The organism is Pseudomonas sp. HP_08, from assembly GCF_055284095.1.
On sequence record NZ_JBTOQC010000054.1, the window covers coordinates 27,338 to 41,700 of the forward strand.

Here is a 14,363-nt window from a genome sequence, read left to right on the forward strand (position 1 = left end):
AGCGTTTCACCGCGAGCCCCGGTACGGCCGTGAGAAGTGGCCAGCAGTGTAGCGGGCATTCCAGGCCCACGGCATCAACGATAGAACAGCCTGCGCAGGTCATTGCGCTGCTTACGCGTTTCGACCAGCGCCTGGTCCAGCGGCAAGGCGGGCCACAGCTTGTCCCTGAGCGCCACTTCGGTCGGGTAGAAGGGCGGAGCCGGTGCGTTGGGCATGGTCGTCAGCATGTGTGACTCGCGCGCCAGAACGCTTTGTCCATGCGGCGAAAACAGCCAGGCCGAGAACAGCCGCGCGGCGTTGGGGTGCGCGGCGTCCTTGACCACGGCAATCGCAAACGGCGAGTCGAAGGTGAAGTCGGGGATGAACCTGATCGCAATCGGCCCGCCCAGTGCCTGTTGGCGCGTGACCACGGTCAGGTAGGCCCACAGGTACAGGTCGACCCGACCTTGCGCCAGTTCCAGGGGACCGGTTTCCGAGCCCAGTGCCGGGCGGCCGTACTGGGCCAGCAGGCCGATTTGTTCGTCCGTGATCCGGCCGTGCTTACGCAAGGTCGCCACTGCGATGTCGGCGCCGCCCAGCGGGCTGAGCAGGCCGATGCGGCCTTTCCAGCGCGGGGTCAGCAGTTCGTCGAAGTTCTGCGGCAATTCCTCGGGCTTCACTCGTTCAGTGTTGTAGGCCAGGCCATAGACCTTGGAAAACGGCGAGAAGGCATAGTCGCCCGGCACGCGGTAATGCGCGTCCAGTGCGCTGGCCGTCGGCGGTTGCCAGGCGGCCAGATAACCCTTGCTGGCCACATCGGGAATCGCGATTTGCGGTTGCAGCAAAATGTCGGCGTAACGCTTGCCGGTGGCCGCTTCCGCATCGATGCGTGACATGGCTTGCGCCGGTGAGACGAACAGGTAGGTGATGCGCAGCCCCGGAAAGGCCATGCTGAACTCACGCCACAGCGGCTGCCACGGCGTGTCGCTGGCCGCGCCATACACGGCGATTTCGTCCTCGCCTGCGGCAAGTGCCTGGCGATACAGATCGAGCAAGGCAGCCTGCTCGGCAGCGGTGCCGCTGGGCTGAGCCTGAGTCTGCGCCACCGCGTGGGCTGCAACCGAGGGCGCCTGATCGCAGCCGGCGAGCAGCATTAAACCCAACAGCAACCAGCCGCGATTCATACCGCCTCCTTGAGCGCCGTCTGCGCCAGCTCTTCGTCGGTGAACGGCAGCGCGACGGCTTCACCGGGCAGAAACGCAATGTGCGCCTGGGTGCCGATCAGCCTGCGGTCGTGGTCGACGCCGCGGCCCCATTGATCGAGAAACAGCGAGCCCAGCAACGGCGTATCGCCCAGGCGCACTTCACCCTGATAGCGCTCGCCGATGTAGGTGATCTTGTCGAGGCTGACCGTCAGCGCGTTCTCTTGCAGTTGTGGCGCCGGACCCGGATTGATCCGCAGGTTGCCGCTGCGGATCGCCAGCCAGGCCCGTTGGCCGGGGCGCAGCGGGCTGCGGCTGCTGACCCGCACCTCGCGCGGCCAGCCTTCAGGCGCCAGCGTCGCACCGCTGGCGGTGCTCGCGGTCACGCGGGCGGCGATCAGGTTGTCGTAGCCGACGAACTCGGCCACGAAACGGGTGGCCGGGGTCAGGAATATTTCTGCCGGCGTGCCGAGCTGATCCAGCTGGCCGTTGTTCATCACCGCCACACGGTCGGCCAGGGCCAGTGCCTCGGCCTGGTCATGGGTGACATAGATCGAGGTGTGCCCGGTTTCATCGTGAATGCGCCGCAAGTCATGGCGCAGGCGCACGCGCAGTTGTGCATCGAGGTTCGACAACGGCTCGTCGAACAGCAGCAGGCGCGGCTTGGCTGCCAGGGCACGGGCCAGTGCGACACGTTGCTGCTGGCCACCGGACAACTCGGTGGTGGACTTCGAGGCATGTCCTTCAAGGCCGACAAGGCGCAAGGCCTGGGCCACGCCGTTGGCGATTTCATGGCTGTTGAGGTGCTGCCTGGAATGCTTGAGCGGGTAGGCGACATTCTCGTACACGCTCATGTGCGGCCACAGCGCATAGCTTTGAAACACCATGCCCAGGTTGCGTTTGTTCGGCGGCACGAACACATGGTTTTGCGGGTCTGCCACCGTCTCGCCGCCAATCGCAATGCGTCCGGCGCTGGGTTCTTCCAGGCCGGCGATGCAGCGCAGGGTCGTGGTCTTGCCGCAGCCGCTGGGGCCGAGCAGGACAAAGAACTCACCGTCTTCGATGTGCAGGTCCAGGCCATCGATGGCACCGCGTTTCGGCTGCTGGCCGGGTTTGTTGTCTTCGGTGAAATACTTGCGCAGGCCGCTTAATTGCACGCCACTCATGTCTGGGCTCCTTTGTACAAAACAATGCCGGGCAGCGATGTTGCGGGTGCCAGGCCAAGGCGTTGCAGGTTGCGGGTGTGCAACCGCTGGCGAGTGCCTTTGTAAAGGCGATAGAGGTAATAGCCGCCGAACCACAGCACGATCTTGGTCAGCAGCAACAGGATCAACAGCGCGGAAGCTCCGGAATAGTCGCCGGTGCTGCTCATCGAAAAGATCAACACCGCCAGCGGGCTGAGGCCCGGCGCCTTGAGCATCATCGGCACTTCCAGGCTGCTGACGACCATGATCGCGATCATGAAACAGCCGGCAAAAAACGCAGGCGCGATCAGCCGCAACACGATGTCGACCATTGCCCGCGAAGCCGAGGCGCCGCTGATGCGCGCCGACTCCTGAAGCTCCGGGGCGATCTGCACGATGGCGGCGTTGGCGACCTGAATCGCAAACGGCGTGGCGCCCACCAGCAGCGCGATGATCACCAGCCACAAACTGCCGTAAAGCTGCTTGAAGCCGGGCAGGCTGACAAATGCCCAGGTAATGGCCAGCGCGGTGACCACGCCAGGCATCGCCATCGGCACCAGGGTCGCAAAGCGCACCCAGCCGGCCTTGCGCCCGCGCAGGCGGCGCAGCGATTGCGCGACCCACACCGCCAGCAACATGGTGCTCAGGCTGACGCTGATCGCCATGGTCAGGGTGATGCGCAGCGAGTCCAGCACCCTTGGGGTGTCGATGACCTTGAGGTAATGCTGCAGCGAAAAGTCCTGATAGCGGCCCGGATACGGCTGGAATGACGCAAAGATCACCGCGCCGATCGGCAACAGCACCGCGATAATCAGAAAGCCGCCGACCACGGCGTTCAACGGCCAGCGGCTGGCCTGCAGGCGAATCCGCCGATGGCCACTGCCTTTACCGCCCAGGGTGATAAAGCTGCGATTGCCCAGCAGCCGCGCCTGCAGGAAGCAGAGCAGGGCGACGATGGCGATGACCACGATCGACAGCACGCTGGCGCGGGCGTAATCGGCCGGAATCGAGACGTTGATGAAGTCCAGAATCCGCATCGACACCACCTCGATGCCGGCAGGTGCGCCGAGAATCAGGACCATCTCATACGCCTGCAAGCCGCCGATGATGCCCAGCAATACCGCACCGCTCAGCGCCGGCATCAGGCTGGGCAGGCTGATGCGCCAGAAGGTGCCGAACTGACTGACCCCCGACACCAGCGAGGCATCGTCGTGGCTGGCATTCAGGCCTCTGAACGGGCCGATCAGAAACAGATAAATGATCGACACCTTCTTCAACACGCTGACCATGATCAGCCCGCCCCACGACTCGATGTCCAGGCTCAGGCGCGGCAGGCCCAGATGCTCCAGCGCGCTGTTGAGCATGCCGCTGTGCGGGTTGCCTATCAGGCTGTAGCCCATCGCATACAGCAGCGCCGGTGTGGCGAACATCAGCATCAGCGCCGGGGTGATCCAGCGCCGTAATGCCAGGTCGGTGCGCTCGGCGATAAACGCCAGCGATGCCGCGATCAGCGTGGCAAACAGGGTCGAGGTCAGCGCCAGCCGCAACGAATTGCCGATGGCGCCGGCGGTGCCCGGCGTGGTGAAAGTGTCGCCCCAGGCTGCGGTGGTCCACACGCCGCCGATGCCCAGCGGCGCGGTGCGAAAGGTGCCGACCAGCAGCATCACCAGCGGCCACAGGAACACCAGCGTCAGCAGCGCCAACAACGGCAGCCAGCGCAACCAGCGCCAGGCTCTTTGTGCCATGCCGTTCATGGCAGCGGCCGTGGCGGCCACTCCTTGAGCGCCTCCTCGTTGATGTCCGAGCCCCAGCCGGGCCGGTCCGAGAGCACCAGTTGACCGTTCTCGACCACATTGGGATGGGTGAGAAAACTCGCCGACCATGGCGCTTCATCCCAGCGGTATTCGAGAATCCGGAAGTTGGGAATCGAGGCGGCAAAGTGCGCGCTGTGCAGGCTGGCCAACTGACCGCTGGGGTTGTGCGGTGCCACATTGGTTTCAAAGGCATCGGCCAGCGTGGCGATGCGCACCGCCTGCCAGACGCCGTTATACATCACGTCGATGATCGGCACATCGACCGTGTAGCCGGCAATGAACGGCCGGAACTCGTTGATGCCGTACAGGGTTTCCAGCGACGCGATCGGCGTGCGCGTGCTGCGCCGGATCACGCCCAGCGCCTCGGGGTCTTTGGTCTCGACTTCCAGCCAGGTCAGGTCCAGCGGCTCCAGTGCGCGGGCAATGCGCAGAATGCCTTCGGTGCGCTGGTTGAACGCCAGGTCAAGCATCAAGTCGCTGTCGGGGCCGATGCCGTCGCGCAACGCTTCGAGTTGCTCGAGGATGCTGCGGATGAAGGGCCGCTGCGGGTTGCGCTCGATCGACAACTGGCCCTCGTCGAGCCGCCAGCCGCCATTGAACATGCGCGGCTTGTCGGGGCCGAAGATCACCGGATTGGTCTTCACCGCCCGGAAGCCGTCACGCACGGCTTCTTCGCCCAGGCGCTTGAAGTCGTCCAGCGTGCGCACCGGCGCCAGGCCCAGTTCTTCTTCGTAGAACTTCGCCCGTGCCACACGAAAGCTGCCGCAATGGGTCCAGTACAGGTCCAGCCGGGTACGAAACGGTCCGCCAAACAGCGCGTACACCGGCACCCCGAGCGCCTTGGCCTGAATGTCCAGCAGGGCATTTTCCAGGCTGGCGATGGCCAGGTGATTGAGGCCGCCGAAGGCGTGATAGGTCGAGGCATGCAGCAGCGTGCTGATGCGCCCGACCTCGCGCGGATCAAGGCCGATCAAGCGCTCGGCAAAGCTGTGGATGACCGGAATCACCTGTTTGTTGGACGGAAACTCGCTCCAGCCGACGATGCCTTCATCGGTGGTGATCTTCAGGAAGGCGGCGTTACGCAACCCGGCATAGGCATGAAAGTCCTCGACCTTGACGATTTTCATGACGCCACCTCGCTGCCGGCGACCAAATGCAGCAACGGCTCACCGCTGCGAAAACGCCGCAGGTTCTCGACAAAGGTCGCGCCAATCCGCGCTCCGATATTGAGGTTGCCGGCGCCGGCGGTGTGCGGCGAAATCAGCAGGTTGGGCGCCTGCCATAACGGGTCATCGGCGGGCAGCGGTTCGGGCTCGGTGACATCCAGTGCCGCGCCGCCGAGGTGGCCGCTTTCCAGCGCCTTGCGCAGCGCCTGGGTATCGACGATCCCGCCGCGGGCGACGTTGACCAGCAGGGCGCCAGGCTTGAGTTGTGCCAGTGCCTGCTCGTCGATCAGATGGCGGGTTTCAGGCGTCAGCGCGATGCTCAGCACCAGCAGGTCGGCGCGCGGCAACAGCTCGGGCAAGGCCGACAGCGGGTATGCTTCATCCAGGTACCCGGTGTCCTGCGGCGCCCGTCGCGACACGCCGATCAGGTGGATGCCGAAGGCCTTGGCGCGCTGTGCGACTTCGCGGCCGATATGGCCGTAGCCGACGATCACCAGGGTCTTGCCCGACAGCGAGCGGATCGGCCGGGCGAATTCACGCTGCCAGCGCGCCGCGCGGGTGTTGTCGGTGATGCCATCGACCTGCCGCGCCAAACCCAGCAACAGGCCCAACGCATGCTCGGCCACATGTGGGGCAACGGCGCCGCCCTGATGGGTCAACTGCACCCGGTCATGCACGCCGGCGGCGTACAGGCTTTCGTAACCGGCGGTCAGCACTTGCAGCCATTTCACCTTGCTGTGCGGCTGTTGCAGCGCCTGGGCAAAGTCGCTCAAGGCCTCTGCGCCGCCGATGGGCGCATGCGGATCGGCGGTGACGATGACGTCTGCCTGATGCACATGGTCGATGGCTTCACGCAGGTTTTCGACGTAAATGAACTGCTCATCCTGTAACTCGGGCAAAACGGGGTCTATGACGCGTTTGGCAAACGCGCCGACAAGGACAACGGACATGGTGAAACTCCTGTGGCGGAAGGGTCGTGGCGGCTTAGAAGCGATAAGAAAGATTGGTGTAAACGAAGCGGCCGTCGAAGCCGTCCGGGGTGATCATCGACCAGCTGGGCGGCGAGGTCGCGCCGAACCACGGCGAGCGGTCGGGGTATGAATTGAAGACGTTGTTGGCACCCAGCGTCAGGGTCAGGTCGCGGCTGACGTCGTAGGACACGCTGGTATTGACCACCCATTGCGGGTCCAGCCAGTAATCCTGGGCTTCGATATTGGTCAGGCTGATGTGCTTGACCGAGCCATAACGAATCGCTGTGACACTGGCGCGCCAGTCATCCAGGCCCCAGTCGGCGCCGAGAATGATCTTGCTGCGCGGCGACTGGTGTTCCAGCAGCTTGGTGACCACCGGCGTGTTCACATTCAGCTCGCTGAGCAGGCCGGGCGCTTTTTTCAGCTTGGTGACCCTGGTTACGTTGACGTTGTAGCCGGCCGACAGGTCCAGCTTGCCGAACTCGCCCAGCTCGAAACGCGACTTGCCGGCCAGATCGAAACCCTTGGTCGAGGTGTCGGCGGCGTTGGTGAACACCCGCACCACCGAGGTCGCGCCGTAGCCTGAGTCGTTGAGAATCTGCCGCACCAGCGGGCCGCTGATGTTGTCGGTAGGAATCAGCTTGTCTTCGATGTCGATGCGGTAAGCGTCGAAGGTCACGTAGCTGGCGTGGGTGGGCTGCCAGACGAAGCCTGCGGAAACGCCCTTGGATTTTTCAGGCTCAAGATCCGGAAAACCCAGTGCATTGGCGATCGGACTGCCGACCGGCACGGTGCGCGTGTACAGAATGCTGCCGTCGGTTTGCGGCTGCGCGGTCGAGGTCGCAAAGCCGATCTGCCCAAGCCCTGGCGCCCGGTAACCGGTGCTCAACGAAGAGCGCAGGGCAAAACCCGGGGTGAAGTCGTAGCGCACGCTGAGTTTGCCGGTGTCGGTCAGGCCAAAGTCCGAATAGGACTCGCGACGCCCGGTCAGGCCGACTTTAAGCTTTTCGGTGATATCGCCCTCGATGCCCAGATAGCCGCCCCAGACGTTGCGTGCGTAATCGCCGGCCTCGTCGGGGCGAATGCCCGGACCGATCGGTGTCGACTGGCCGGCCTTGGGACCGTCCAGAATCGGCTGGCCGCCGAGCAGCCACGACAGCGTTTCGCCGGCCTTCAAGCTGTATTCCTCTCGCCGGTAACCGATGCCGGCCGAGACCACCGGCGCCTTGGCCAGAAAGGACAAGGCCGGCGCGTTCAGCTCGCGTGTGTAATCCAGGCTCAGGTTGAGCAATTCATTGGTGCGCGTGCCGGTGCGAAACGAGTCGGGGCTGTCCACGCCCAGGGTCGGGTTGAGCACGCCATCGACATTCTGTTCTTGCTCAGAGCGGGCGTAGGCCAGGCTCAGGTCGAAATTGCCCAGCGCGCTGTCTTCGTACAGCACGCCGAAGGCCGTGGCGATATCGTCGTTCTCGGCCTCGGTGGAGTTGCGGCTACCGTCGGGGTACAGGGCGCGCACGTTGTTATCGGCGTTCGGGCGAACCGCGCTCCAGCCCTTGGCCAGGTATTTGCCATAGTTGACATAGCCGTAGCCCTGCACCTGATCGCTCAGCGGAATTTCCGCATTGGCCAGCACCGACAAGCGCTGGTAGCGCGGCGAACCGTTATTCTTGGCGACATAGCGGTCAGCCGTGGCTTCGCGGGCGTCACCTGCAAAGTACTGGCGCTGCAAATCAGGATTGGGGTCGCGGTCGGTGTCTTCACTGTCGGTCAGGCCGGCGCTGAGGGTCAGGAAACCTTCGTTGGGCAACTCGAAACCGCCCCAGGCATTGATCTGCTTGCGCTGTTCCCACTCCTCGGTAAACGCCCCGTAATTGACATCCACCGCGCCGCCGCTGTGTTCGCGCTTGAGGATCACGTTGACCACACCGGCAATAGCGTCCGAGCCATATTGCGCCGAGGCACCGTCGGTCAACACGTCGATACGTTCGATCGCCGCCAGCGGGATGACGCTCAAATCCACCGCTTGCGAACCATGAAAGGTGCCGCTTGAAGTGCGCGGCAAGGCATTGGCCGCACGGCGCTTGCCGTTGACCAGCACCAGGGTCTGATCCGGCGACAGCCCGCGCAACGAAGCGCCCTTGACGCTGGTGCGGGCGTTGGTCTGGGTCGGCGGGTAGTTGAACGACGGCACCAGCTTTTGCAATGCATCGTTGAGGTCGGTGGCCGATGAGGCCTGGATCTCGCTGGCGGTGATCACCTTCACCGGCGCCGAACTGTTGAGCACCGTGGCATCGCTGCGCCGGGTGCCGGTCACCGTCACGGTATCGAGTGTGCTGTGCGGCACGCTGGTGGTCGGCGCTGGCGTGGCGACCACGGTGAACACGCCTTCGGTGCTCTGCCGGAAAGACAACCTGGTGGCGCGCAACGCCTGGCGAATCGCGTCTTCGACCGAGTACTGACCCACCACCGGCGACGAAGGAATATTGGCCAGCGACGGGTCGAACGAGATGGTCTTGCCACTCTGCCGGGCAATGCTCAGCAGCACCTGCTCCAGCGAACCCGAGGTCAGGCTGTAGCTTTGCGTGACCGTCTCGGCGTGGACATGACTTGCGCCAATCTGCATGGCCAGCGCCTGGCTGATGACCAGCGCCAGCGTCGCCCGTTTGAATCTCCCCGATATACGAGACATCCCGTCCCCCATGAGTGATGGCCACCGTGTATCGGTGGCACTTACTCATTGATGTGGCGCGAGACGAAAGAAAAGGCTAGATCGATGGGTGCTGAGCTTATGCCGTTTGCTTCGGCACCACCTCGACCCACAGCGCGGTGCGTATTTTCAAGGCCACCGGCAAGGTCTGCACCAGTGCCGCCAGCGCCAGGTCACTGTCGTCCAGTGGGAACAGGCCGCTGACTTTCAGCGCCGCCACACGCGGATCGACCTGCAACACGCCAGCGCGATAAGGCCGCAGCGCCTCGACCACCTCGAGCAACGGCCGGTTTCGTGCCTCCAGGAACCCGTCCGTCCAGGCATCCTCACCGCCTTGCAACGCCTGCGGCTTGCCGAGCGAAGAGGCGCTGAAACTCACCGATTGAGGGTTGAGCAACGACAGATTGCCCGCCGCATTACTCACCTTCAGCGGTCCCTGAATGGCCACCGCCAGTCCCTGCTCGTTATCGGACTGCACCATGAAACGCTGCCCCGAACTGTCGATCTGGCTGCCCAGCGTGGTCACGGTGAAAACGCTGCGGCTGTCGTTGGCGACCTGAATCACCGCGCTGCCGCTGTGCAAATGCACGCGCCGCGCCGTACTGTCGAAATGCACGTCAGCCGAACTGCGCGCGTTCAAGATCAGGTCGCTGCCATCGCTCAAGCGAAAGCGCCGGCGCTCGCCGGTGGCGGTGTGCAGATCCGCGAGCAAGCCTTGCAGCGGCACCACCCGATTGCCGAGCAGACCGGCACCGACCATCAGCCCAAGGCCCAGCAACGACCGCTGCAACACATCGCGGCGGGTAGGGCGCGATTCCAGCGTGCGCTGAATCACCCGGCCGCTGGCGCCGTGGCCTTCGGTTTTCTGGAAAACGCCGAGGGTGCGCTCCAGATGCGCACACGCCGCCTCATGCGCCGGGTTTGCCCGCCGCCACGCCAGGTACGCTTCGCGGTCCAGCGCCTGCGCTTCGCCGGAACGCAGCAACACCAGCCAGCCGATCGCCTGCTTGGCCACCGGGTCCTGCGCCGCCGGCGGCATGCCCGCGCGGCTCATTGCAGGCCCACCTGATAGCAACGCTCCATGGCCCGCGCCATGTACTGCTTTACCGAACTGAGGGAAATACCCAGCGTGCAAGCGATCTCGGCATAGGTGATGCCGTCGACCATCGACAACAGAAACGTCGCCTTGACCTTTCTCGGCAAGCGGCTGAGCAACAGGTCGATACGCTCCAGCGCCTCCAGCAACTGCGCCAGATGCTCGGGGTCCGGGGCGAGCATTTCACCTTCCTCGGCCAAGGCGCTGATATACGCCCGCTCCAGATTGCGTCGGCGATAGTTTTGGTACATCAAGCGCTGAGCGATGGTGGTCAACAACGCGCGCGGCTCACGAAGGGTCGTGACCTGCCCGGGCGTTTGCAGAATCTGCACGAACGTCTCCGCCGCAATGTCCTCGGCGCTGGCATGGCACTGCACGTAACGACGCAGGCGGCCGTACAACCACTGGTAATGATCATTGAACAGCACGCCAATCGCATGCCTGTGAAGCCGCTCGACATCGGACATCGTTCGCACCTGGAAGGTTAAGTACGCAAGGGGTCCGGTGTCCCGGTAGCACGAATCCTATCAACTGCGCTTCGCGGGCTGAAATAACGTTAATCGAGCTTGATAGAACGAACGGGTTCTCAAATACGTTCAGCACGCCATGCGCACTGACTCCGCGCTATCACGCGGCACACACACTCCCGTAGGAGATCACTCGCCGCCTTGGCGCCGCGCTGTCGCGAATCAAACACGGGCCCGTAGGAGGAGGCTCTGCCCGCGATCGGCTGCGCAGCAGTCGTAGATTTTCAGCGTTTCGACGATTTCTGTGAGCGCTGCGCACTCATTCGCGGGACAAGCGCGCTCCTACAAGCCCTGCGCTTTCTGCGCGAGAGCGTTGTGTCAGCGGTAAGGTCTGGGCTCTTGCACTGACTCCGCGCTATCACGCGGCACACACACTCCCGTAGGAGATCACTCGCCGCCTTGGCGCCGCGCTGTCGCGAATCAAACACGGGCCCGTAGGAGGGGGCTCTGCCCGCGATCGGCTGCGCAGCAGTCGTAGGTTTTCAGCGTTTCGACGATTTCTGTGAGCGCTGCGCACTCATTCGCGGGACAAGCGCGCTCCTACAAGCCCTGCGTTTTCTGCGCGAAAGCGTTGTGTCAGCGGTAAGGTCTGGGCTCTTTCCACGGCATTTCAACGCCAGATTACCCACTGATCGCAAGACGCCTCCCTTTTACTTGCAGGAAATTTCCTAGAAAATGCCGGCCGCTTGCGCCTGCTCAATTCACTCTCTAGGCTGCCTCGCGTCGCTGATGATTTGGCGACAAGGGCTTGGCCGCCCACTGGAGAGAAGGATTGCAGTCGCTTGTGATGCCGTTGCGGATGCTGCCTGTCTGCGCGTGCATGTTATGGCAACTGTACAAGGGACACCTTCGGGTGTGCCGGGTCTTCTTCTCTCCCCGGTCGGCCAACCCTTGTACAGTTGCCACCCAATCTGCTTGGCCGCACAGAGGGTGGTAATCCTTATCCACGAGAGAGGTTTACCCGATGAAAAAGATCGTTCCAGATCCACCCGATTCACCCTTCCTGCCCATCCCGGGCCTGTGTCTGATTTCCTTTGAAGACCCACTGAACCACGCCTCGGAATTACTGAACTGCGCCAATGCGACCGCCTATGAATGCGGCGATGGTCTGAGTGGCCAGCAGCGTGCGTTAGCCATGGCGACGACGCATTTGATTGCTCAGGCGCAGGGCATGATTGATTTGATGATCGATCATTTGCCGCCTGAGCCGGTGCCGGATGGGGAGGTTGCACCGTAGTGATGTGAGTGGGGCAGGGGACTGGGTTTGACTGCGCAGTCCTCTGGCCAACAGAGCTATCAAGAATCCTGGAGTTTCAGGCCGTCTGCAGGCACAAATATCCAGCCTTCCAGAGGGTCGACCTCGGGTAAAGGGTGTGCGAGTGCTTCTGGCTGGAACACAAACATCCATGCCAGCAAGGCGCAGGTCAAAGCATCTTGAAGGTCAATATGTTCAAGGCCGGAAGTAAACTGCCTGATGGTTTTGCCATCAACGACCGCGTCCCTATAAAACGAAGCCTGTAGTTTTGCCATCGACGCAGACGCCTTGGTCGCCGAGGGATAGGCCTCGATGGCTTGCAGTAACTGGCCGTCCGTCCATACCCCGCAATGTTTTCGAACAGGCGCAAAGCGTCCCAGCACATGCATGCCCTTGGTGGCCTGGCTGCCGATCATGTCTTTGATGGGAGAGAGAGGTGACAGGCCCTTCCTGAACAGAAAGTGCTCGGTCTGACGATGCAAATATGGATTTTCAGAAGCCGCGCCGATGGCCGGCGCGGTCTTGCCCAAGGTGAGCAGATCAATCAGCGGTCTGGAAAATCCCAAAGGAGTGTCAATCGCCAGGGTGACCTTACAGGCTTCCAGGTCATGAATCTCGATACCACACAGCGTCAGCAGGCTGTTAACGAACGCTTTCGTCGTGGTAGAGGCGTTAATGGTCGACCGCAGATTTCCGCGCCACGGTTTACCCAATAGTTGGCGCTCGGCGTTGAGAACGACCAGGGCATCACGACTTTTCGGATTGTTGTCGCAATTCCAGCCGCCCACGTCCCAGCCGATAAAAATCTTTCCATCTCTGTTCGCCATGACCCCAACCCTCAACCTCAACTATGAATGGGTAACGCCACCCCAAACAACACAAAAAACCCACCGCACACCTTATTGAATCGCCGCCCGGTTCGCGCCAGCCATGGCCTGACCTTATGCGCCGCGCTGGCCACCGAATACTCAACGATAAACTCCACCACCGCATACGTCAGCGCAACGGCAGCCGTCTGCGCAATGATGTTTCTGTGCGGGTCCAGAAACGGCGGAATCAGCGCGACAAACAACAGCAGTGCCTTGGGATTGGAAATGGCCGATAACAGCCCTTGGCGAAACAATGACCAGCCGCGAAAGTGTGCAGTCACGCTCGTCTCAAGGCTGACCGGTGCCGAGCGCCACAACCCGAAACCCAGCCAGATCAGGTACAGCCCGCCGACCACTTTCAATACCGTGAACCAGGTGACCGACGCCTGGATCAGTGCGCCCAGCCCCAACGAACACAGCGCCAGCACGATGGCAAAACCGAGCACGCCGCCGCTGATCGTGAACAGGGCTTTGCGACTGCCATGGATGGCGCCGTGGGTCAGCACCAATAACGCATTGGGCCCTGGCACCACCGAGATGCCGCAGCAGGTAATCAGATAAAGCAACCAGGTCTCGAATGGCATGTGATCAAATCCAGTAGTGGGTGATGCAGGGCAACATCTTGCGAGTGAGCTACTGTCATGAAAAGCGCATAATTCACGTCTTTACCATTCGATTAACGAATAGAGGAAGCCGCCATGTCTGCCGGTGATTTGCAGATCGACTGGCTCAAATGCTTCGTGGCCGTGGTCGATGCCGGCTCTCTCTCAGGCGCCGCCCATGAGGTCAACCGCTCGCAGTCTGCGGTCAGCATGCAGTTGAAGAAGCTGGAAGCCGCACTGGGACGGCAGGTATTGAATCGTGGCCCGAGGCACCTGCAACTGACCGATGACGGCCAGACATTGCTGAGCTACGCCCGGCGTCTGCTTGCCCTGCATGCCGAGACTCAAGCGGCTTTTCATGGTGAAGAACTCACCGGTCGAATCCGCCTGGGCGTTGCCGAAGACTACGCGGCCAGGTACCTGACGCCGGTGCTGAAGCGTTTTTCCCCACGCTATGCCGGCGTAGAAATAGAACTCACCTGTGAACAATCGACCACGCTTATCCCGCGCGTGCGAAGCGGCGATCTGGACCTTGCATTGGTCTCCAGAGACTCGCCGCAAACCGGTACTTTGCTGTTCAAGGAACCCATGGTCTGGGTCGGCTCACCGCAGTTCGAACTGTGGCGGCGAGACCCGGTGCCGATCGCCGTGTATGAAAGCGAAAGCCTGGCGCGGCGTTATGCGGTGAACTCGCTGACCCAGTTGGGGCGCCAATTCAAAGTGGTCTACAACAGCTCCAGCCTTGCCGGGCAAGTGGCGGCGGTGGAGGGCGGGCTGGCGATTGCGGCGATTACCCAGTGCAGCGTGCAGGCCTCGCTTCAGGTTTTGAGTGGTGAGCATGGGGTGGGGACTATTGAACCGATGGACGTGTCGGTTCTACGCAGCCGGGCTTCTCGTGGGTCGAAGGCGGTCAATAGTCTGCATGCGTTTATTATTGGGGCGTTAAGGGGATAGGGGTAGATATCTGCTATCTAGATTGGACTTGCGCTAA

12 protein-coding genes are annotated in these 14,363 nt (G+C 62.4%); 2 read left to right on the forward strand and 10 right to left on the reverse strand.

The window, feature by feature from the left end; translation table 11 throughout:
* Positions 1 to 74: 74 nt before the first annotated feature.
* The 8 genes from ACYAS9_RS30505 to ACYAS9_RS30540 all read right to left on the reverse strand — a co-directional run bounded on the left by ACYAS9_RS30505 (position 75) and on the right by ACYAS9_RS30540 (position 10,586).
* Positions 75 to 1,163, reverse strand: a complete 1,089-nt coding sequence (locus tag ACYAS9_RS30505) for an ABC transporter substrate-binding protein (protein WP_463572229.1) — start codon at positions 1,161 to 1,163, stop codon at positions 75 to 77.
* The gene (locus ACYAS9_RS30510) at positions 1,160 to 2,347 is read right to left on the reverse strand and encodes an ABC transporter ATP-binding protein (protein WP_463572231.1); all 1,188 of its coding nucleotides are present in this window, start codon (positions 2,345 to 2,347) and stop codon (positions 1,160 to 1,162) included. Before ACYAS9_RS30510 ends, ACYAS9_RS30505 begins: the two co-directional genes overlap by 4 nt.
* On the reverse strand, positions 2,344 to 4,140 hold the full coding sequence (locus tag ACYAS9_RS30515; protein ID WP_463572232.1) for an ABC transporter permease: 1,797 nt from the start codon (positions 4,138 to 4,140) through the stop codon (positions 2,344 to 2,346). The genes ACYAS9_RS30510 and ACYAS9_RS30515 overlap by 4 nt, the downstream gene beginning before the upstream one ends.
* Entirely contained in the window at positions 4,116 to 5,306 is a 1,191-nt protein-coding gene (locus ACYAS9_RS30520) for a mandelate racemase/muconate lactonizing enzyme family protein (RefSeq protein WP_463572233.1), read from the reverse strand. The genes ACYAS9_RS30515 and ACYAS9_RS30520 overlap by 25 nt, the downstream gene beginning before the upstream one ends.
* The gene (locus ACYAS9_RS30525; RefSeq protein WP_463572234.1) at positions 5,303 to 6,295 is read right to left on the reverse strand and encodes a D-2-hydroxyacid dehydrogenase; all 993 of its coding nucleotides are present in this window, start codon (positions 6,293 to 6,295) and stop codon (positions 5,303 to 5,305) included. The genes ACYAS9_RS30520 and ACYAS9_RS30525 overlap by 4 nt, the downstream gene beginning before the upstream one ends.
* Positions 6,296 to 6,329: 34 nt before the next feature.
* Positions 6,330 to 9,005 (reverse strand): TonB-dependent receptor domain-containing protein, encoded by a 2,676-nt coding sequence (locus ACYAS9_RS30530; protein ID WP_463572236.1) that lies wholly within the window; start codon positions 9,003 to 9,005, stop codon positions 6,330 to 6,332.
* A 97-nt stretch (positions 9,006 to 9,102) separates the two neighbouring features.
* The gene (locus tag ACYAS9_RS30535; protein ID WP_463572237.1) at positions 9,103 to 10,077 is read right to left on the reverse strand and encodes a FecR domain-containing protein; all 975 of its coding nucleotides are present in this window, start codon (positions 10,075 to 10,077) and stop codon (positions 9,103 to 9,105) included.
* Positions 10,074 to 10,586, reverse strand: coding sequence for a sigma-70 family RNA polymerase sigma factor (locus tag ACYAS9_RS30540; RefSeq protein WP_463572238.1), 513 nt, complete (start codon positions 10,584 to 10,586; stop codon positions 10,074 to 10,076). The genes ACYAS9_RS30535 and ACYAS9_RS30540 overlap by 4 nt, the downstream gene beginning before the upstream one ends.
* Positions 10,587 to 11,610: 1,024 nt before the next feature.
* Here ACYAS9_RS30540 and ACYAS9_RS30545 point away from each other — a divergent pair.
* Positions 11,611 to 11,883 carry a DUF6124 family protein gene (locus tag ACYAS9_RS30545; protein WP_463572239.1) on the forward strand — a complete coding sequence of 91 codons (273 nt, stop codon included), beginning with the start codon at positions 11,611 to 11,613 and terminating at the stop codon, positions 11,881 to 11,883.
* 59 nt (positions 11,884 to 11,942) lie between these two features.
* Here the strand turns inward: ACYAS9_RS30545 and ACYAS9_RS30550 are convergent, their stop codons facing one another.
* Positions 11,943 to 12,728, reverse strand: coding sequence for a hypothetical protein (locus ACYAS9_RS30550; protein ID WP_463572240.1), 786 nt, complete (start codon positions 12,726 to 12,728; stop codon positions 11,943 to 11,945).
* A gap of 17 nt (positions 12,729 to 12,745) precedes the next feature.
* Complete coding sequence (locus ACYAS9_RS30555) at positions 12,746 to 13,354, reverse strand: LysE family translocator (RefSeq protein ID WP_463572242.1); 609 nt, start codon at positions 13,352 to 13,354, stop codon at positions 12,746 to 12,748.
* Positions 13,355 to 13,468: 114 nt separating this feature from the next.
* Between ACYAS9_RS30555 and ACYAS9_RS30560 the strand changes: the two genes are divergently transcribed.
* On the forward strand, positions 13,469 to 14,326 hold the full coding sequence (locus ACYAS9_RS30560; protein ID WP_463572243.1) for a LysR family transcriptional regulator: 858 nt from the start codon (positions 13,469 to 13,471) through the stop codon (positions 14,324 to 14,326).
* The last annotated feature ends 37 nt before the right edge of the window (positions 14,327 to 14,363 follow it).

Bases quoted from the DNA above. Each gene is read 5' to 3' on its own strand.
- ACYAS9_RS30505 (WP_463572229.1), bottom strand. From the start codon at position 1,163: ATGAATCGCGGCTGGTTGCTGTTGGGTTTAATGCTGCTCGCCGGCTGC.
- ACYAS9_RS30510 (WP_463572231.1), bottom strand. From the start codon at position 2,347: ATGAGTGGCGTGCAATTAAGCGGCCTGCGCAAGTATTTCACCGAAGAC.
- ACYAS9_RS30520 (WP_463572233.1), bottom strand. From the start codon at position 5,306: ATGAAAATCGTCAAGGTCGAGGACTTTCATGCCTATGCCGGGTTGCGT.
- ACYAS9_RS30525 (WP_463572234.1), bottom strand. From the start codon at position 6,295: ATGTCCGTTGTCCTTGTCGGCGCGTTTGCCAAACGCGTCATAGACCCC.
- ACYAS9_RS30530 (WP_463572236.1), bottom strand. From the start codon at position 9,005: ATGTCTCGTATATCGGGGAGATTCAAACGGGCGACGCTGGCGCTGGTC.
- ACYAS9_RS30535 (WP_463572237.1), bottom strand. From the start codon at position 10,077: ATGAGCCGCGCGGGCATGCCGCCGGCGGCGCAGGACCCGGTGGCCAAG.
- ACYAS9_RS30540 (WP_463572238.1), bottom strand. From the start codon at position 10,586: ATGTCCGATGTCGAGCGGCTTCACAGGCATGCGATTGGCGTGCTGTTC.
- ACYAS9_RS30545 (WP_463572239.1), top strand. From the start codon at position 11,611: ATGAAAAAGATCGTTCCAGATCCACCCGATTCACCCTTCCTGCCCATC.
- ACYAS9_RS30550 (WP_463572240.1), bottom strand. From the start codon at position 12,728: ATGGCGAACAGAGATGGAAAGATTTTTATCGGCTGGGACGTGGGCGGC.
- ACYAS9_RS30555 (WP_463572242.1), bottom strand. From the start codon at position 13,354: ATGCCATTCGAGACCTGGTTGCTTTATCTGATTACCTGCTGCGGCATC.
- ACYAS9_RS30560 (WP_463572243.1), top strand. From the start codon at position 13,469: ATGTCTGCCGGTGATTTGCAGATCGACTGGCTCAAATGCTTCGTGGCC.